Raw genomic sequence first — 18,295 nt, 5'->3', positions numbered from 1 at the left:
ACGGGACGTCGGCTGACGCTCCATCGTCACGACAATTTTGCCATGGGCGGTGTCGAATCGGCCGATCTGTTTCCGCATATTGCATCGGCCATATGTGGCAAGGCGCGATGTTAACCTGACGACGCCCCTGCAACGTGGGCTTTTCCGTCTATCAGAACAGTATGTGCCTGCTCCGTGCTCAGGGTTTTCCGGCAGAGGAGCGGTTCGCCCCGTGCATCGAGAACAAGGAGTGCCACGCCATGCATGCCATCAGCTTCATCCAGGATCTGGCGGTGATCATGCTGGTCGCCGGGGTGGTCACCATTCTCTTCCACCGCCTCAAGCAACCCGTGGTGCTGGGCTACATCGTCGCCGGCTTCATCATCGGCCCGCATACGCCTCCGTTCGGGCTGATTCACGACGAAGACACGATCAAGACCCTTGCCGAGCTGGGGGTGATATTCCTGATGTTCTGCCTGGGCCTGGAGTTCAGCCTGCGCAAGCTGTTCAAGGTGGGGGCCACGGCGTTCATCGCCGCCTTCCTGGAAATCGTCCTGATGATCTGGATCGGTTTCGAGATCGGCCGCTGGTTCGGTTGGAGCACCATGGATTCGCTGTTCCTCGGGGCGATCCTGGCGATTTCCTCGACCACCATCATCGTCAAGGCGCTCAACGACCTGAAGATGAAGAACGAGCGGTTCGCCCAGCTGATCTTCGGCGTGCTGATCGTCGAGGACATTCTCGGCATCGGCATCATCGCGCTGCTGTCGGGCATTGCCGTCAGCGGCTCGGTCAGCTCCGGCGAGGTGTTCTCCACCGTGGGCAAGCTGTCGCTGTTCATGATCGTCGCGCTGGTCATCGGCATCCTGCTGGTACCACGGCTGTTGGCCTACGTGGCGAAGTTCGAAAGCAACGAGATGCTGCTGATCACCGTGCTGGGGCTGTGCTTCGGCTTCTGCCTGCTGGTGGTCAAACTCGAATACAGCATGGTGCTCGGGGCCTTCCTGATCGGCGCGATCATGGCCGAGTCGCGCCAGTTGCTGAAGATCGAACGCTTGATCGAGCCGGTGCGCGACCTGTTCAGCGCCATCTTCTTCGTCGCCATCGGCTTGATGATCGACCCGGCAATCCTCGTCGAATACGCCTGGCCAATCGTGGTGATCACCCTGGCGGTGGTGCTGGGCAAGATGCTTTCCTGCGGCATGGGGGCCTTCATTGCCGGCAACGACGGACGCACTTCGCTACGCGTGGGCATGGGGCTTTCGCAGATCGGCGAGTTCTCGTTCATCATTGCCGCGCTGGGCATGACCCTGCAGGTCACCAGCGACTTTCTCTACCCTGTCGCGGTGGCGGTGTCGGCCATCACCACCTTGTTGACGCCTTACCTGATCCGCGCGGCCGACCCGTTGTCGCTGAAGCTCGGCAAGGTGGTGCCGAGCCGCCTGGCACGGGTGCTGTCGCTGTATGGCGAATGGCTGCGGAGCATCCAGCCCCAGGGTGAAGGGGCCATGCTGGCAGCGATGATTCGGCGCATCCTGTTGCAGGTAGGGGTGAACCTGGCGCTGGTGATCGCCATCTTCTTCAGTGGTGGTTATTTCGCCGGGCGCATCGGTACCTGGCTCAGCGAGTGGGTCGACGACCTGAGCCAGCAGAAGGCGTTGATCTGGGGTGCGGCCTTGCTGCTGTCGCTGCCGTTCCTGATCGCGGCCTACCGCAAGCTCAAGGCATTGTCGATGCTGTTGGCGGAAATGGGGGTCAAGCCGGAGATGGCCGGGCGGCACACCCAGCGCGTGCGACGGGTGATCGCCGAGGTGATTCCGCTGCTGTCGCTGCTGGTGATCTTCCTGCTGCTGTCGGCGTTGTCGGCGAGCATCCTGCCAACCAATGAACTGTTGCTGATCATCGCGGTGGTCGCGGCAGTGGTGGTGGCGTTGCTATGGCGCTGGTTCGTCCGGGTGCATACCCGGATGCAGGTCGCCTTGCTGGAGACACTGGAGAACAACCGGGAAAGTTCGCACTGAGGGGCTAACGCCTTCTGCGCGAGACTTCATCGTCGTCCGAGGGGATGGAGCGGTAGCGATGTCGCCAGGCGCAGAGAGCCTGGCGATTCTACGAGGCTTGATAGCTAAGAGCCATTATTTTGTGCGGGTATTTCTCATTCAGCTTTCCAGCCAGACATCCCGGGCCCAGTGCCACACCGACTCCCAGCTTTCCTCGGTGACGATCTCTTCTTCGCCGGACCACAGCACCACGGTGCCGTCTTCCTCGACGCAGTAGTAATCGTCGCCGTCCTGGCAGATCGGGATGAGATCGCGAGGGACGCCAGCGTCCCAGGCATTGGCCGCCACTTCTGGCAGGTAGGTGTGGGATTGCGGGTCGGTGGCGGTCACCGGCTCCAGGCTGCCATACACCACGTCACTGACCGTCAGCAGGAATTCCTTGAACACGAACGGAATGTTGATGAACAGCTGTTCCTCGACTTCGACCAGCTGATCCTCGTCCGGCAGCTCCAGTGGCACCGGCACCGGCTCGTTGGCTTCACGGAGTTGTTCGATCACTTCTTCCACGGTTCACATCCTCTGACCTTATGACAACGCTGCGCGTTATACCCTAGTAGGCCGCTCTGGCAAAAGCAAAAACCCCGGGACAGGCCCGGGGTTTTTTGTGCAACGTGCGACGGTTAACCGTTTTGGCGGATACCGGCCAGCAGCCAAGGCTGGTTCTCGCCCTGTGCGCGTTCCATGTGCCAGCTCTCGTTGAACACCTCGCCCTGGTCGAAGCGCGAGGTCTTCGACACGCCACGGAAGGTGAGGGTGGCGATGGTCTTGTCGGCGCGGTCGTCGACGCCTTCCAGCTGCACATCGAGGTTATCGATGTAGGTGGACTGGAAGCCTTCGCCTTCTTCAGCGCGCTCGCGCTTGAGGAAGTCGAGCATCTGCGGGGTGACGAACTCGGCGATCTTGTCCATCTCGTTGGCATCCCAGTGCTGCTGCAGCGATTGGAAGTGCGAACGGGCGGCGGCCAGGAAGCTGGCTTCATTGAACCAGGCTGGCGCGTTGATTACCGGTGCGGCGGCTGGTGCGGCGGAGCCACCGAAGATCGACTGCGGAGCTGCCTGCGGCTGGGCTTCGCGCTGGTACGGGGCGTGACCGGCGGCAGCGTGTTGCGGCTGCTGCTGGCGACGGCGCGCGGCGATGAAGCGGAAGACCAGGAAGGCGATCAGGCCCATGAGCAGGAAGTCGAGGATCTGCATGCCCTCGAAGCCGTCGCCCATGAACATGGAGGCCAGCAGGCCACCGGCGGCGATGCCGGCCAGCGGGCCCAGCCAGCGAGAAGCGCCGCTGGCGGCCGGTGCACGGCCTGGAACGGTCGGTGCGGCGGCTGGCGTGGTCGGGGTGGCCTGGCGGGTCTGGTGGATTGGCGCGGAGCCCGAGCTCTTGCCACCACCGAAGCGCTTGGCGTTGGCGTCGAGGCTCAGCGTCAGGCCGACGCAAAGCGCCAGAGCGATGCTAAGAAAACGTTGCATAAGTTGGGGGTTCCCATTTTTGTGGATTGCACGCGCGCCATGGTGCACATGAAGCAGCAGACATGGCCAGCGACAAGATGTTTCGAGCTTTTGCCTGATAGTCAGGAGGGGCGTGGCATTGCAGGAGCCGGCCTTGCCGGCGAATACCGGCGCAGCCGGTGTCATCCACCGCGTCGCCTGGTTCGCCAGCAAGGCTGGCTCCTACGTCAGATGGCTTCGAGCTTGGCGTAGCCAAGCATCAGCCACTTGCTGCCCTCGGAGAAGTTCACCTGTACCCGCGCCTGGGCGCCGGAACCCTCGAAGTTGAGGATCACGCCCTCGCCGAACACCGCGTGCTGCACCCGCTGGCCGAGGCTGAAGGCGGTTTGCGGGATGCTGGCGTTGGCGAACAGGCTGCTGGCAGGGGTCTTGGCGCCGCCGAAGGGGCGGCTGACGGAGTTCGACAGGCGCACTTCCTGCACCAGGCCCGCCGGGATCTCGCGGACGAAGCGCGACACCTTGTTGTACGTTTCGCTGCCATACAGGCGACGGGTCTCGGCGTAGGTCATGACCAGCTGACGCATGGCCCGGGTAATGCCCACATAGGCCAGGCGGCGTTCCTCTTCCAGGCGGCCGGGCTCTTCCAGGCTCATCTTGTGCGGGAACAGCCCTTCCTCCATGCCCACCAGGAACACGTAGGGGAACTCCAGGCCCTTGGCGCTGTGCAGGGTCATCAGCTGGATGCTGTCCTCATGCTCGTCGGCCTGGCTGTCGCCTGCCTCCAGCGAGGCGTGGCCGAGGAATGCGGACAACGGCGTCAGATCGGCATCCTCGTCGCTGGTCTCGAAGTTGCGCGCGGCGCTGACCAGTTCCTCAAGGTTTTCCACCCGTGCCTGGCCTTTCTCACCTTTTTCTTCCTGGTGGTAGATGATCAGGCCGGACTGCTCGATGACCGTCTGGGTCATCAGGTGCAGTGGCATGTCCAGCACCTTGGCGGCGAGGTTCTCGAGCAGCTCGATGAACGCCCCCAGGGCACTGGCGGCGCGGCCCTTGAGGGCCTTGGCGGCGAGCAACTGGCACATCGCGTCCCACATCGACGACTGGCTGTGACGGGCATGCTCGCGAATGGCCTCGACGGTCTTCTCGCCGATACCACGTGGCGGCACGTTGATCACCCGCTCCAGCGCCGCGTCGTTGCCGCGGCCTTCGAGCAGGCGCAGGTAGGCCATGGCGTTCTTGATCTCGGCGCGTTCGAAGAAGCGCTGGCCGCCATAGATGCGGTAGGGGATGCGCTCACGCAGCAAGGCTTCTTCCAACACCCGCGACTGGGCGTTGGAGCGGTACAGGATGGCGATCTCGCTGCGGGCGTTGCCCTGCTTGATCAGGCTTTCGATGGTCTCGACCACGTAGCGCGCTTCGTCGTGCTCGTTGAAGGCGGCATAGAGCGTCAGCGGTTCGCCTTCGCCCAGGTCGGTCCACAGTTCCTTGCCCAGGCGCCCGCTGTTGTTGGCGATCAAGGCGTTGGCGGCCTTGAGGATGCCACCGGTGGAGCGGTAGTTCTGCTCCAGGCGGATCAGCTCGGCGTCCGGGAAGTCGGCGGTGTACTGGTGGATGTTTTCGATCTTGGCGCCGCGCCAGCCGTAGATCGACTGGTCGTCGTCGCCCACCGCCATCAGGCTGTCGCCACCGCCGGCCAGCAGGCGCAACCAGGCGTACTGCACGGCGTTGGTGTCCTGGAACTCGTCCACCAGGATGTGCCGGAAGCGGCGCTGGTAGTGCTCGAGCAGCCCTGGCTGGTCGCGCCACAGGTCGAGGGCACGCAGCAGCAGTTCGGAGAAGTCGATGACCCCGGCGCGCTCGCAGGCTTGCTCGTAAGCGCTGTAGATGTCGCGCATGGTGGTCAGGAACAGGTCGCCGCTGGCCTGGATATGCCGCGGGCGCAGGCCTTCGTCCTTCTGCCCGTTGATGAACCACTGGACCTGGCGCGCGGGCCATTTCTGCTCGTCGAGGCCCATTTCGCGGATCACCCGCTTGATCAGGCGCTGCTGGTCGTCGCTGTCGAGAATCTGGAAGTTCTGCGCCAGCCCCGCTTCCTGCCAGTGGGCCCGCAGCAGGCGGTGAGCCAGGCCGTGGAAGGTACCGACCCACATGCCGGCCGGGTTGATGCCCAGCAGCTGCTCGATGCGGTGGCGCATTTCCGCCGCGGCTTTGTTGGTGAACGTCACCGACAGGATCGAGTGCGGCGAGGCTTGCACGACCTGGATCAGCCAGGCGATACGGTGCACCAGCACACGGGTCTTGCCCGAGCCGGCGCCGGCCAGCACCAGTTGCCGCCCGACCTGGGCCGCCACGGCCTGGCGTTGAGCGTCGTTGAGGGAGTTCAGCAGGAGGGAGAGGTCATCATTGCGCATCCGGCCATTCTAGGGCCGGGCGGGGGGCAGGGGCAAACGCCCGCAGTGCAAATCGTCTCGTCGGCGATCCGCCGTTCATCGATAAGTGCGATGGGTAGGCGTGGTTGAGCGGTCGCACTTCGACGCACGAGACATTTTCGAAATCATGACGCAGAGCAGTTTGGTCCGGTGCGACGCTTGTGTATGCTCGCTGCACATTTGCGGTCTGCCATAACAAGAACACAACAAGAATCCAGCCCTATGACCCAGGATTGCATGGCGATCGGAGCATCGCCGGAGACGACACGGAGCGTTCGCAGGCAATTCGCCACCCAGCTGTCGGTCGAGCGCACCCGCCTGTTGTACCAAGGCTCCCTGCTGCCCACGCTGTTCATGTTGATCACCGGCCTGCTGAGTGCCTGGCTGTTGTGGAGCCCTGCCCGCTATCTGCTGGTTGCGGTGTGGATGGTCTGGCTGCTGGCGCTGGTGGCTTTGCGGGTGATCCAGGTGGCGGCCTTCGACGCCGCGACGCCCGGGCGCCAGGCCAGGCCGACCTGGCGGCGGATGTTCCTGTGCGGGTCCGCGTTCAGCGGGTTGACGCTCGCCAGCGCGGCGATTGCCCTGGTGCCTGTGGACAACTTTGTGCAGCAGGCCTGGGTCTTCGGCCTGCTGGGGACGGCGGCGTTGTCGGCCAGTGTCGCCTACGCCGTGAGCCTGCCGGCATTCCTCAGTTTCGCCTTGCCCTGCCTGTTGCCGCCGATCGTTTTCCTGTTCGTCTATGACACGGGGCACCAGCGGGGCTGGGGCTGGCTCGGGTTGATCCTGCTGGGGGCGTTGATGGTGGTGGCCTGGCAGGTCAACCGGCTGATCGAGCGTGGCCTGCTGCGCCGGTTCCAGAACCAGGCGCTGATCGAGCACCTGCAAAGTGCCCAGCGCCATGGCGAGGACCTCAACCATCAGCTCAGCGCCGAAGTCCGCCAGCGTCGTCAAGCTGAAGAAGAACTGCGCCAGGCCCACCTGGGCCTGGAGTTGCGGGTGGTGCAGCGCAGCCATGAACTGGACCTGGCCAACCAGGCGCTGAGCAAGAGCGAGGAACGCCTGGCATTGGCACTCGAGGCGAGCGAGCTGGGCCTGTGGGACTGGAACCTGCAGACCGACGAAGTCCACCACACACAGCTGCAGACGTTGTTCGGCCTGGACTCCGACCAGGTGCGCTCGGTGCGCGCCGACCTCAAGCCGCGCCTGCACCCTGACGACGTGCCGCTACTGCGGCGAACGCTGGTCGAGCACCTGAAAGGCCGTACCGAGGACTACCGGGTCGAGTACCGCATACGTCACGTCCAGGGCCATTGGTGCTGGATCGAGGACCGCGGGCGGGCGGTGGAACGGTCCCCGGATGGCAAGGTGACAAGGATGTTGGGGACTCGACGTGACATCACTGCCCGCAAGGAACAGGAAGAACAGCAGCGCCTGGCCGCCACGGTGTTCGAGGCGGCCAGCGAAGGCATCGCCATCCTGGGGGCCGACTACCAGTTGCTGGCGGTCAACCAGGCGTTTTGCGACGTCACCGGCTATGGCCGCGCCGAACTGATTGCCCGCAACGCCCTGGAGCTGCCCTGCAGCCGTGACGCACGCCGGCACAGCCAGGCCATCGACCAGGCGCTGGAACAGCACGGCGGCTGGCAGGGCGAGCTGGTCGAGGCGCGCAAGAACGGCGAGCTCTACCCGCAATGGTTGCAGCTCAACAGCGTGCGTGATGCACGGGGCAGGATCGTCAACATCGTCGGCTTCTTCACCGACCTGTCGGCGCGCCGTGAATCGGAAGAGCGCTTGCGCTATCTGGCCCATTACGACGACCTCACCGGGCTGGCCAACCGTGCCCTGTTCCGCCTGCGCCTGCACGACGCTGCCCAGCGCCTGCGCCTGAACGGGCGCAGCCTGGCCTTGCTGCATGTCGATCTCGACCGCTTCAAGTTGCTCAACGAAAGCCTTGGCCACGAACTGGCCGACGAACTGTTGAAGAAGATGGCGCAACGCATCGCCAACGCGGTGCCGGAGGCCGATACCGTGGCACGCTTGTCGGGTGACGAGTTCGTCATCCTGTTCGACGGCTACACCAACCTGTCCAGCCTGGTGCGCGTGACCACGCGCTTGCTGGACAAGCTGAGGGTGCCGCAGCGGCTGGGTGGCCATGAGCTGGTAGTCAGCGCGTCGGTGGGCATCAGTGTGCTTGCGGATGCCTCCGCCGACATCAATGCGCTCGTAAGCCAGGCCGACATGGCCAAGCAACACGCCAAGCACCTTGGAGGCGACAACTTCCAGTTCTACACCGAGAGTCTGCGCGCCAGCACCCTTGAGCGCTTGCAACTGGAGAACCAGCTGCGCAAGGCCATCGATGAAGGCCAGTTGCTGGTCTACTACCAACCCAAGATGTGCCTGCGCACGGGGCAACTGCATGCGGCCGAAGCGCTGGTGCGCTGGCTGCATCCGGAATGGGGCATGGTGCCGCCCGGCGAGTTCATCGGGCTGGCAGAGGAGACCGGGCTGATCGCGCCGATGGGCGAGTTCGTCTTGCGCCAGGCGTGCTGGCAGGCCTGCGAATGGTTGCGCCAGGGGCTGGAAGTGCGGGTCTCGGTCAACCTGTCGGTGTACCAGCTGCGCCAGGGCAAACTGGTCAGCCTGGTGCGCCAGGTCCTGCAGGAGTCAGGTTTGGCGCCGCACCTGCTGGAACTTGAGCTGACCGAAAGCCAGTTGCTGGACAGCGTGGAACACATCATCGCCACCTTCGAGCAGTTGCATGCGTTGGGTGTGAAGCTGGCCATCGACGATTTTGGTACTGGCTATTCGTCGCTCAGCTACCTCAAACGCTTCCCGGTGGATTACGTGAAGATCGACCAGGCCTTCATCCGTGGTTTGCTCGAAGGCAGCCAGGACGCTGCCATCACCCGGGCGATCATCGCCATGGCCAAGAGCTTGCAGCTCAAGGTGGTCGCGGAGGGGGTGGAGACGCCCGAGCAGTTGCAGTTCCTGCGTGAACACGGCTGTGACGAAGTGCAGGGCTATCTGATCAGCCGGCCGGTAGATGCGGTGTCGTTCCAGGCGTTGCTGCGACGTTCGACCGCCGATCTGTTCCACTAGCACAGATCGGGTGATGGGGCTGCGTCGCAGCCCTTTCGCGGCACAAGGCCGCTCCTACAGTACAGCGCAATCTCTGTAGGAGCGGCCTTGTGCCGCGAAAGGGTCGCGCAGCGGTCCCTGGCTGGCGCTTAAAGGTGCCAGGCCTGGCCCGCGCGCGTTAGCAAGCTGTTGGCCTGATCCGGACCATTGCTGCCGGCCGGATAGGGGCGCGGTGCCTGGAAGTGTTCTTCCCAGCCCTGCAAGATCGGGTCGACCCAGGCCCATGCCGCCTCCACCTCGTCACGGCGCATGAACAGCGTCGAATCGCCCTCCAGCACGTCCAGCAGCAGGCGTTCGTAAGCGTCCCAGCGTCGGGTCTGGGCGAAGGCCTGGGCCAGGTTGAGGTCCAGCTCGACCGGTGCCAGGCGCATGCCCTTGCCCGGGCTCTTGGTCATCATGCGCAGGCTGATGTGTTCGTCCGGTTGCAGCTGGATCAGCAGCTGGTTGACCTGGCCGCCGCTGAACAGCTCATGCGGCACAGGCTTGAACTGGATGACGATCTGCGAGGAGCGGCGCGCCATGCGCTTGCCGGTGCGCAGGTAGAACGGCACCCCGGCCCAGCGCCAGTTGTCGATGTGTGCCTGGACCGCGACAAAGGTCTCGGTGTCGCTGTCGTTGTCCACATCCTTCTCGAAGTAGTAAGCCGGTACTTCCTGGCCACCGATCTTGCCGGCGCCGTACTGTCCGCGCACGGTCTTGTCCTGCACGTCCTGCCCGGTGATGGGCTTGAGGGCGCGGAGAATCTTCACTTTCTCGTCGCGCACGGCCTCGGCCTCGAACTGCGCGGGCGGCTCCATGGCCACCAGGCACAGCAGTTGCAACAGGTGGTTCTGCAGCATGTCGCGGGTGGCGCCGGCGCGGTCGTAATAGGCGCCGCGGTTCTCGACCCCGAGCGTCTCGCAGACGCTGATCTGCACATGGTCGACCTGGCTGTTGCGCCACACGGGCTCCAGCAGGGCATTGGCGAAGCGCAGCGCCATCAGGTTCTGCACCGTCTCCTTGCCCAGGTAGTGGTCGATGCGAAACACCTGGGACTCGTCGAACACGTCGCCGATGGCTTCGTTGATCGCGGTAGCCGACTCCAGCGAATGGCCGATGGGCTTTTCCAGGACGATGCGCGCCTCGCTGTCGGCCAACCCGGCGATACGCAGGTGGTTGGCGATAGGCACGAACAGCTTGGGCGCGGTGGCCAGGTAGTAGATGCGCGTCAGCCCGCCGGGCTCGCCGAGGTAGCGGGCCAGGCGGCCAAAATCGGCGCTTTGCGCAGCGTCCATCGGAAAGTAGTCCAGGCGAGCCGAGAACCGCTGCCACACGTCTTCATCGAAGTCCTGGCGGGCGATCTGTGCCCGGCAGTGGCGCTCGGCGAGTTTGACGTAGTCGTTGCGCGGCAATGGCCGCCGGGCCAGGGAGATGATCCGCACGGCATTGTGCAGGCGGGCCTCGCGATACAGGTGGTAGAGCGCCGGCAGCAGCTTGTGCAGGGCAAGATCGCCAGTGCCGCCGAAAACCAGGATGTCGCAAGGAATAGTCAAACCACCACACTCCACGTTCGTTTAGCTGGGCGGGTTGGCAAGCATGTAGTATAACTACAAGAAAGCTACATCCCGGCCAGCCGATCATAACCGAGTCCAGCCCGTGAATCTGTTGCAACATATCGCCCAATCGCGCCACTTGCTGCGCAAATCGGAACTCAAAGTGGCCGACCACGTGCTGCTCGATCCGGCTGCCGTCATGCACAGCTCCATGGCCGACTTGGCGCACAGCGTGGGCATCAGCGAGCCGACCATCGTGCGTTTTTGCCGGGCGATCGGCTGCTCGGGCTTCCAGGACCTCAAGCTCAAGCTGGCGCAGAGCCTGGCCGCGGGTGCCAGTTTCGGCCAGTTCGCCATCCATGAAGACGACTCGGTCGCCGACTACAGCCTGAAGATCTTCGACACCACCCTGCACACGTTGATGGAGGTGCGCGAGCACCTTGATCCACAGGCGCTGCAGCAGGCGGTGACGGCCATGGCTCAGGCCCAGCGCGTGGAGTTCTACGGGTTTGGCGCATCGGGTGCGGTGGCGGCCGACGCCCAGCACAAGTTCTTCCGCCTGCTGCTCAGCGCCGCCGCCTATTCTGACCCGCACATGCAGGCAATGTCGGCGGTTACCTTGAAACCTGGCGATGTGGCGGTGTGCATTTCGCAGTCTGGGCGTTCCAAGGACCTGCTGATCACCGCCAACCTGGTGCGCGAGAGCGGCGCCAACCTGATCACCCTGTGCCCGAGCCAGACGCCGCTGGCGGAGCTGTCGACCGTCAACCTGGCCATCGACGTGCATGAAGACACCGAGATCTACACACCGCTGACTTCGCGCATCGCCCACCTTGTAGTGATCGATGTGCTGGCCATGGGCGTGGCCATGGCCCGTGGGCCGAGCCTGGTCAACCATCTCAAGAGCGTGAAGCGCAGTTTGCGCAGCCTGCGTTTGTCGCCGAAGTCGATCAAGGCTACCGACGACTGATTGCTTGGATTTGTTCGCCGGCAAGCCGGCTCCTACAGGTAATCATGTGGGAGCCGGCTTGCCGGCGAACAGGTCCGTGAAAGCCGCGAAAATTCACGATTCTGTCACCATTCCACCGCCAAACGGTAAACCCCTGAGGCCAGTCTGGAACTCCCCGCATCCTATCTGGGAGACAGGCAATGGCACGCGATCACGACGGTGTGTACCAACCCAACGCCAAAGCTCGCAAGCAGCAGGAAAAGGACCAGCGCCGCATGGAGTTCCGCCGCGCTATCGAAAGCTACTGCGACCGGCGCCAGCTGCTGCGCGAACTGGCCGACTATCCCGATTTGCAGGACATCACGGTGTGGCAGGTATCGGCGGCAACTTCCCCGAGAAACGCTCCACAAGCCCGCTGATCCTTGCACGTTCGCCGCGTATGAACGCCTGGAACGCCAACGCTACCGGTGATTGCCGCTTGGTCTTCGATTGCACCAGGCACCAGCTGCGGTACAACGGCAACTCTTCCACCGGCAGTTCCTTGAGCACGCCGGTGGCCAGCTCCAGGTTCACCGCATGGCGGGTCAGCAGGGCGATGCCCAGCCCGGCCACCACGCACTCGCGTTGGGCATCGGTGGAGGCCACCTCGAGGGTCTGGGTGAAGTGCACGCGCTTGTCCTTGAAGAACTCCTCACAGGCCTTGCGCGTGCCCGACCCCTGTTCGCGGACCAGCAGGGTATGAGGCTCGAGGTCCTGCAGGCGCAACTGTTCGAGCTTGCACAGCGGATGCTCCGGTGGTGCCACGGCGACGATCGGATTGTTGAGGAAAGGCAGGAACTCCAGGCCCATGTCCTGGGGCACCATGGACATGATGGTCAGGTCGTCGCGGTTGTCCGACAGGCGACGGATCGCCTGGGCCCGGTTGACCACCGTCAGGGTGAGGTTGACCTCCGGGTGGTGCTGCTTGAAGGCAGCGAACAGGTGTGGCACGAAGTACTTGGCGCTGGACTCGATCGCCAGTTTCAGCTGCCCCTGCAATGAGCCCTGCATGTCCGACAGCTGCATGTCGAGGTTCTCCAGGCGCCCGAAGATATCCCGGCTGGCGCGCTGCAGCGCCTCGGCCGCTTCGGTCAGGTACAGCTTCTTGCCGACGTACTCGAACAGCGGCTGGCCGACCAGTTCCTCGAGCTGGCGGATCTGTAGACTAACGGCGGGTTGCGTCAGCGACATCTCCTCGGCGGCCCGGCTGTAGGAGCGCAAATCGCACACCTCGTTGAACACCTGAAGCTGACGTAAAGTCATACGCATCAAGGACTTACGCATTTTGTTCCGAGCTCCGGCAAAACCTTGTTACCTGAATATAAGCTTTTGCTAATACTACCTCTAACAAATATTGATTTTTGTTTATCGACCTTCAGCGCTAGGGTGAATATGCGACTGGCCAGCGACGTCTGGTCACGCGCCGACCGGTAGAACCGGATCGTCTGTTCCTACGGCTTTGGGAAGACTCCAGTGATAACAAAAATCCTGATCGCCAACCGGGGTGAAATCGCAGTTCGGATCGTGCGTGCCTGCGCCGAGATGGGCATTCGCTCCGTGGCGATCTATGCCGACGCCGACCGCCACGCCCTGCACGTCAAGCGCGCCGACGAGGCCTACAGCATCGGTGCCGAGCCACTGGCCGGTTACCTGAACCCGCGCAAGCTGGTGAACCTTGCCGTGGAGACCGGCTGTGATGCCCTGCACCCGGGCTACGGTTTCCTCTCGGAAAACGCCGAGCTTGCCGAAATCTGCGCCGAACGCGGGATCAAGTTCATCGGCCCGTCCGCCGACGTCATTCGCCGCATGGGCGACAAGACCGAAGCGCGCCGCACCATGATCGCGGCCGGTGTGCCGGTTACTCCGGGCACTGAAGGCAACGTCGCCGATATCCATGAAGCGCTGCAGGAAGGCGACCGCATCGGTTACCCGGTGATGCTCAAGGCCACCTCCGGTGGTGGCGGCCGCGGTATCCGCCGTTGCAACAGCCGTGAGGAGCTGGAGCAGAACTTCCCCCGGGTGATCTCCGAGGCCAGCAAGGCCTTCGGTTCGGCGGAAGTGTTCCTGGAGAAGTGCATCGTCAACCCCAAGCACATCGAGGCGCAGATCCTTGGTGACAGCTTTGGTAACGTGGTGCACCTGTTCGAGCGCGACTGCTCGATCCAGCGCCGCAACCAGAAGCTCATCGAGATTGCCCCGAGCCCGCAACTGACCCCCGAACAGCGCGCCTACATCGGCGACCTGGCGGTGCGCGCGGCCAAGGCGGTGAACTACGAGAATGCCGGTACCGTGGAGTTCCTGCTCGCCGATGGCGAGGTGTACTTCATGGAGATGAACACCCGGGTGCAGGTGGAGCACACCATCACCGAGGAAATCACCGGCATCGATATCGTCCGCGAGCAGATTCGCATCGCTTCCGGCCTGCCGCTGTCGATCAAGCAGGAAGACATCCAGCACCGCGGCTACGCGCTACAGTTCCGCATCAACGCCGAAGACCCGAAGAACAACTTCCTGCCCAGCTTCGGCAAGATCACCCGCTACTACGCCCCCGGCGGCCCCGGCGTGCGCACCGACACGGCGATCTATACCGGCTACACGATCCCGCCGTTCTACGACTCCATGTGCCTGAAACTGGTGGTCTGGGCGCTGACCTGGGAAGAAGCCATGGACCGTGGCCTGCGGGCCCTGGACGACATGCGTGTGCAAGGGGTGAAGACCACCGCCGCGTACTACCAGGAAATCCTGCGCAACCCGGAATTCCGTAGCGGCCAGTTCAACACCAGCTTCGTCGAAAGCCACCCTGAACTGACCAACTACTCGATCAAGCGCAAACCCGAAGAGTTGGCCCTGGCCATCGCCGCCGCCATCGCCGCGCACGCAGGCCTTTGAATGCAGCTGCAAGCTGTCAGCGGCAAGCTGCAAGTCAAAGCACATCGGCTTTTTCTTGCGGCTTGTAGCTTGAAGCTTGCCGCTACAAGGAGAAAATAATGTCCAAGAAAATCTTTGTCACCGATACGATCCTGCGCGACGCCCACCAGTCCCTGCTGGCCACCCGCATGCGCACCGAAGACATGCTGCCGATCTGCGACAAGCTCGACAAGGTCGGCTACTGGTCGCTGGAAGTCTGGGGCGGCGCGACCTTCGATGCCTGCGTGCGCTTCCTCAAGGAAGACCCGTGGGAGCGCCTGCGCAAGTTGCGCGCCGCATTGCCCAACACGCGCCTGCAGATGCTCCTGCGTGGCCAGAACCTGCTCGGTTACCGCCACTACAGCGACGACGTGGTCAAGGCCTTCGTCGCCAAGGCTGCGGTCAATGGCATCGACGTGTTCCGCATCTTCGACGCCATGAACGACGTGCGTAACCTGCGCGTGGCCATCGAGGCTGTCAAGGCCGCCGGCAAGCACGCCCAGGGCACCATCGCCTACACCACCAGCCCGGTGCACACCATCGACGCCTTCGTGCAGCAGGCCAAGCAGATGGAAGCCATGGGCTGCGACTCGGTGGCGATCAAGGACATGGCCGGCCTGCTCACGCCATTCGCCACCGGCGAGCTGGTGAAGGCGCTGAAGGCCGAGCAGTCGCTGCCGGTGTTCATCCATTCCCACGACACCGCCGGCCTGGCCGCCATGTGCCAGCTCAAGGCGGTGGAAAACGGCGCCGACCACATCGACACCGCGATCTCCAGCTTTGCCTGGGGCACCAGCCATCCGGGTACGGAGTCGATGGTCGCCGCGCTCAAGGGCAGCGAGTTCGACACCGGCCTGGACCTGGAGCTGCTGCAGGAAATCGGCCTGTACTTCTACGCCGTGCGCAAGAAGTACCACCAGTTCGAGAGCGAGTTCACCGCCGTGGACACCCGCGTGCAGGTCAACCAGGTGCCGGGCGGGATGATTTCCAACCTGGCCAACCAGCTCAAGGAGCAGGGCGCGCTCAGCCGCATGAACGAAGTGCTGGCGGAAATCCCGCGGGTGCGCGAAGACCTCGGCTTCCCGCCGCTGGTGACCCCGACCTCGCAGATCGTCGGCACCCAGGCGTTCTTCAACGTGCTGGCTGGCGAACGCTACAAGACCATCACCAACGAAGTGAAGCTGTACCTCCAGGGTGGTTACGGCAAGGCCCCGGGCGTGGTCAACGAGCAGCTGCGCCGCCAGGCGATCGGCAGCGAGGAAGTGATCGACGTGCGCCCGGCCGACCTGCTCAAGCCGGAAATGGCCAAGCTGCGCGCCGATATCGGCAGCCTGGCGCGATCCGAGGAAGACGTGCTGACCTTCGCCATGTTCCCCGACATTGGCCGCAAGTTCCTCGAGGAGCGCGAAGCCGGCACCCTCAAGCCCGAAGCCCTGCTGCCAATTCCGGAAGCCGGCGCGGTGGGCTCGGCGGGCGGTGAAGGCGTGCCGACCGAGTTCGTCATCGACGTGCACGGCGAGACCTACCGCGTCGACATCACCGGCGTGGGCGTCAAGGCCGAGGGCAAGCGCCACTTCTACCTGTCCATCGACGGCATGCCGGAAGAAGTGGTGTTCGAGCCGCTCAACGACTTCGTCGGCGGTGGCGGCAGCAAGCGCAAGCAGGCCAGCGAGCCGGGCCACGTCAGCACCAGCATGCCAGGCAACATCGTCGATGTGCTGGTCAAGGAAGGTGATGTGGTCAAGGCCGGACAGGCGGTATTGATCACCGAGGCCATGAAGATGGAGACCGAGGTCCAGGCGGCCATTGCCGGCAAAGTCGTAGCCATCCACGTGGCCAAGGGTGACCGGGTAACGCCGGGCGAGATCCTGATCGAGATCGAAGGCTGACAGAAGCCTTCATCTGCAAGCGGTTAACCTCTGGGGGGCGAATGCTCCCCTTTTTTTGTGCTGTTTTTGGGCTTGTTCGCCGGCAAAGCCGGCTCCTACAGGGGAATGCCAAACCTGTAGGAGCCGGCTTTGCCGGCGAATAGGCCATCAGCCTTTGCGACAAGCTTCCAGCGATCGCACCTGGCCTTCAGGCTGTTGATTCTCCACGCTCAACCAGCGCTCGAACCCCGCCGCCACCGCCGGCCATTCGGCATCGGTGATCGAATACCAAGCGGTATCCCGATTGCGATCCTTGACCACCATGTGGTTGCGGAACACTCCTTCGAAGACAAAGCCAAAACGTTCCGCCGCCCGCTTGGAGCGTGCATTGGCATTGTTGCACTTCCACTCCAGCCGACGGTTGCCCAACTCGAAGCCGAGCCTGCCCAGCAAGTACACCGCCTCGGTGCCTTTCGGGGTGCGCTGCATGGCGGCGCCAAAGGCGATATGGCCAATCTCGAAGCGCCCCTGCTCCGGGACGATCGACATGTAGCTGAGGATGCCCTGGACCTGGCCGTTGGCCAGGTCGATGACGCTGTAGAACAGCGGGTCGCGGCTGGCGGCGTTACTCTCCAGCCAGCGGTCGAATCGGGTGCGTTCATGGAACGGCCCATAAGGCAGATAGTCCCACAGCACCGGGTCCGAGCCCGGCCCCTGCAACACGTCCCAGAGATCATCGCCATGGCGGGCCGGGTCGAGCTTTTCCAGGCGGATGAAGCGGCCTTCGATGGGCTCGGCCTTGGGGGTGCCAGCAGGTGTCCAGTTCAATGCGTCGGTCATGGTCGGCCTACAGTGGCTTGCGGAATTGGATGAAGCCCGGCCGCTCGGCGACCTGCTCGTAGAGGCCGATGGCGGTGGCGTTGGTTTCGTGGGTCAGCCAGTGCACCTTGATGCAGCCTGCGGCCTTGGCGGTGGCGTACACATGCTCGATCAACTGGCGGCCGATACCCAGCCCACGCACTTCGCTGTCCACGTAGAGGTCCTGCAGGTAGCAGGAATTCTCGATGCTCCAGTTGGAGCGATGGTAGATGAAGTTGACCATGCCCACCGCCTTGCCATCGACCCAGGCCAGCGCCGAATGGGTGGGCTCGTTGGGGTCGAGCAGGCGCTGCCAGGTGTTTGTGCTGATCGCGTCGGCCAGTTCGGTTTCGTAGAACTTCAGATAGGCGTTCCACAGTGGCAGCCAGGCTGATCGATCGTTGGCGCCCACCGGGCGCAGGGTAACGGTGGTCATCGGTCTTTTCCTTCAGAGATCGCGCATATGCGCGGCGAGTTGGTTGTCCAGGGTGTCGGCGCTGGCGCCCAGGCCTTCGCGCACGCCGGCTATGTCTTGCGCCGAACGGTTCTGGCTCAGCTTGCGTGCGCCTTGCAGGCGGGCGATGGGCATGCGGATGCCGACGATGGCGCGGAGCATGCCTTCCAGGTAGTCATTGGGTGCGTCGGCCACTGTCCAGGGTTCACTGCGACCCTGCTCATGGCGATCGGTCAGGCGGCTGACGATGTCCAGCAGCGGCTGCGCATTGTGGATAACTTCGATCGGGCCGTAGGCGTGCACGGACAGGTAGTTCCAGGTCGGTACCACCTTGGGGTTGTCCGCCTTGCTGGGGTAATAGCCTGGGCTGACATAGGCGTCGGCCCCGGGAAACACCAGAAGCGCCTCACCACCCTGTTCAAGGTCCCGCCATTGCGGGTTGGCGCGGGCCAGGTGTCCATAAATGGTGCCGAACTCGCCATCAGCGGTGTCGACCAGCACCGGCAGGTGGGTGGCCAGCAGGCCCTGTTCGCCATGGCTGACCAGCAATGCCAGGCGTGTTTCCAGCATGTGCCGGTGCAGGCGGTCGAGGTCGTGTTCCTGATGAGGCTTGCTGTTGTACATGCCGGAGTTCCTT

14 protein-coding genes are annotated in these 18,295 nt (G+C 63.6%); 6 read left to right on the top strand and 8 right to left on the bottom strand.

Going from position 1 to position 18,295, the window contains the following annotated elements:
• The first annotated feature begins 239 nt into the window (after positions 1-239).
• Positions 240-2,000, top strand: a complete 1,761-nt coding sequence (locus NGM28_RS09435; protein WP_240064197.1) for a cation:proton antiporter — start codon at positions 240-242, stop codon at positions 1,998-2,000.
• 138 nt (positions 2,001-2,138) lie between these two features.
• Here NGM28_RS09435 and NGM28_RS09430 read toward each other — a convergent pair whose 3' ends face one another.
• From NGM28_RS09430 to uvrD, 3 genes are all read right to left on the bottom strand, one after another.
• Positions 2,139-2,546: an SMI1/KNR4 family protein gene (locus NGM28_RS09430; RefSeq protein WP_213658949.1), complete on the bottom strand. Its 408-nt coding sequence runs from the start codon at positions 2,544-2,546 to the stop codon at positions 2,139-2,141.
• 113 nt (positions 2,547-2,659) lie between these two features.
• Complete coding sequence (locus NGM28_RS09425; RefSeq protein ID WP_240064199.1) at positions 2,660-3,505, bottom strand: Tim44 domain-containing protein; 846 nt, start codon at positions 3,503-3,505, stop codon at positions 2,660-2,662.
• A 206-nt stretch (positions 3,506-3,711) separates the two neighbouring features.
• Positions 3,712-5,895, bottom strand: a complete 2,184-nt coding sequence (gene uvrD / locus NGM28_RS09420) for a DNA helicase II (protein ID WP_240064200.1) — start codon at positions 5,893-5,895, stop codon at positions 3,712-3,714.
• A gap of 255 nt (positions 5,896-6,150) precedes the next feature.
• Here uvrD and NGM28_RS09415 point away from each other — a divergent pair, with 255 nt between their 5' ends.
• On the top strand, positions 6,151-9,012 hold the full coding sequence (locus NGM28_RS09415) for an EAL domain-containing protein (RefSeq protein WP_252089894.1): 2,862 nt from the start codon (positions 6,151-6,153) through the stop codon (positions 9,010-9,012).
• 128 nt (positions 9,013-9,140) lie between these two features.
• On the opposite strand, the gene zwf is transcribed toward NGM28_RS09415, so the two are convergent.
• Positions 9,141-10,583, bottom strand: a complete 1,443-nt coding sequence (zwf, locus tag NGM28_RS09410) for a glucose-6-phosphate dehydrogenase (RefSeq protein WP_240064202.1) — start codon at positions 10,581-10,583, stop codon at positions 9,141-9,143.
• A gap of 103 nt (positions 10,584-10,686) precedes the next feature.
• Here zwf and hexR point away from each other — a divergent pair, with 103 nt between their 5' ends.
• Complete coding sequence (gene hexR / locus NGM28_RS09405; RefSeq protein ID WP_011536461.1) at positions 10,687-11,553, top strand: transcriptional regulator HexR; 867 nt, start codon at positions 10,687-10,689, stop codon at positions 11,551-11,553.
• 179 nt (positions 11,554-11,732) lie between these two features.
• On the top strand, positions 11,733-11,951 hold the full coding sequence (locus NGM28_RS09400; RefSeq protein ID WP_240064203.1) for a PA3496 family putative envelope integrity protein: 219 nt from the start codon (positions 11,733-11,735) through the stop codon (positions 11,949-11,951).
• Here the strand turns inward: NGM28_RS09400 and NGM28_RS09395 are convergent.
• Positions 11,893-12,855 (bottom strand): LysR family transcriptional regulator, encoded by a 963-nt coding sequence (locus tag NGM28_RS09395; RefSeq protein WP_286088955.1) that lies wholly within the window; start codon positions 12,853-12,855, stop codon positions 11,893-11,895. The genes NGM28_RS09400 and NGM28_RS09395 overlap by 59 nt on opposite strands.
• Positions 12,856-13,044: 189 nt before the next feature.
• On the opposite strand from NGM28_RS09395, the gene NGM28_RS09390 reads away from it, so the two are divergent.
• The gene (locus NGM28_RS09390; RefSeq protein ID WP_252089887.1) at positions 13,045-14,460 is read left to right on the top strand and encodes an acetyl-CoA carboxylase biotin carboxylase subunit; all 1,416 of its coding nucleotides are present in this window, start codon (positions 13,045-13,047) and stop codon (positions 14,458-14,460) included.
• A gap of 98 nt (positions 14,461-14,558) precedes the next feature.
• Positions 14,559-16,367 (top strand): sodium-extruding oxaloacetate decarboxylase subunit alpha, encoded by a 1,809-nt coding sequence (gene oadA, locus NGM28_RS09385; RefSeq protein ID WP_011536457.1) that lies wholly within the window; start codon positions 14,559-14,561, stop codon positions 16,365-16,367.
• 147 nt (positions 16,368-16,514) lie between these two features.
• Here oadA and NGM28_RS09380 read toward each other — a convergent pair whose 3' ends face one another.
• Genes NGM28_RS09380 through NGM28_RS09370 form a run of 3 tightly spaced genes read right to left on the bottom strand, consistent with a single transcriptional unit; the run spans position 16,515 to position 18,282 of the window.
• Positions 16,515-17,186: a GNAT family N-acetyltransferase gene (locus NGM28_RS09380; protein ID WP_252089886.1), complete on the bottom strand. Its 672-nt coding sequence runs from the start codon at positions 17,184-17,186 to the stop codon at positions 16,515-16,517.
• 7 nt (positions 17,187-17,193) lie between these two features.
• Entirely contained in the window at positions 17,194-17,640 is a 447-nt protein-coding gene (locus NGM28_RS09375; protein ID WP_252089885.1) for a GNAT family N-acetyltransferase, read from the bottom strand.
• A 12-nt stretch (positions 17,641-17,652) separates the two neighbouring features.
• On the bottom strand, positions 17,653-18,282 hold the full coding sequence (locus NGM28_RS09370; protein ID WP_252089884.1) for an FMN-binding negative transcriptional regulator: 630 nt from the start codon (positions 18,280-18,282) through the stop codon (positions 17,653-17,655).
• Positions 18,283-18,295: the final 13 nt, after the last annotated feature.

The organism is Pseudomonas sp. MWU13-3659, from assembly GCF_023757525.1.
In the GTDB taxonomy this organism is placed as follows: domain Bacteria; phylum Pseudomonadota; class Gammaproteobacteria; order Pseudomonadales; family Pseudomonadaceae; genus Aquipseudomonas; species Aquipseudomonas entomophila_E.
Note: the sequence above shows the minus strand (reverse complement) of the source record. Positions and strands in the feature narration are given on the sequence as shown.

What these genes read in the sequence shown, in the direction of transcription:
- NGM28_RS09435 (WP_240064197.1), top strand. Translation starts at nt 240, where the DNA reads ATGCATGCCATCAGCTTCATCCAGGATCTGGCGGTGATCATGCTGGTC.
- NGM28_RS09425 (WP_240064199.1), bottom strand. Translation starts at nt 3,505, where the DNA reads ATGCAACGTTTTCTTAGCATCGCTCTGGCGCTTTGCGTCGGCCTGACG.
- uvrD (WP_240064200.1), bottom strand. Translation starts at nt 5,895, where the DNA reads ATGCGCAATGATGACCTCTCCCTCCTGCTGAACTCCCTCAACGACGCT.
- NGM28_RS09415 (WP_252089894.1), top strand. Translation starts at nt 6,151, where the DNA reads ATGGCGATCGGAGCATCGCCGGAGACGACACGGAGCGTTCGCAGGCAA.
- NGM28_RS09400 (WP_240064203.1), top strand. Translation starts at nt 11,733, where the DNA reads ATGGCACGCGATCACGACGGTGTGTACCAACCCAACGCCAAAGCTCGC.
- NGM28_RS09395 (WP_286088955.1), bottom strand. Translation starts at nt 12,855, where the DNA reads ATGCGTAAGTCCTTGATGCGTATGACTTTACGTCAGCTTCAGGTGTTC.
- oadA (WP_011536457.1), top strand. Translation starts at nt 14,559, where the DNA reads ATGTCCAAGAAAATCTTTGTCACCGATACGATCCTGCGCGACGCCCAC.
- NGM28_RS09380 (WP_252089886.1), bottom strand. Translation starts at nt 17,186, where the DNA reads ATGACCGACGCATTGAACTGGACACCTGCTGGCACCCCCAAGGCCGAG.
- NGM28_RS09375 (WP_252089885.1), bottom strand. Translation starts at nt 17,640, where the DNA reads ATGACCACCGTTACCCTGCGCCCGGTGGGCGCCAACGATCGATCAGCC.
- NGM28_RS09370 (WP_252089884.1), bottom strand. Translation starts at nt 18,282, where the DNA reads ATGTACAACAGCAAGCCTCATCAGGAACACGACCTCGACCGCCTGCAC.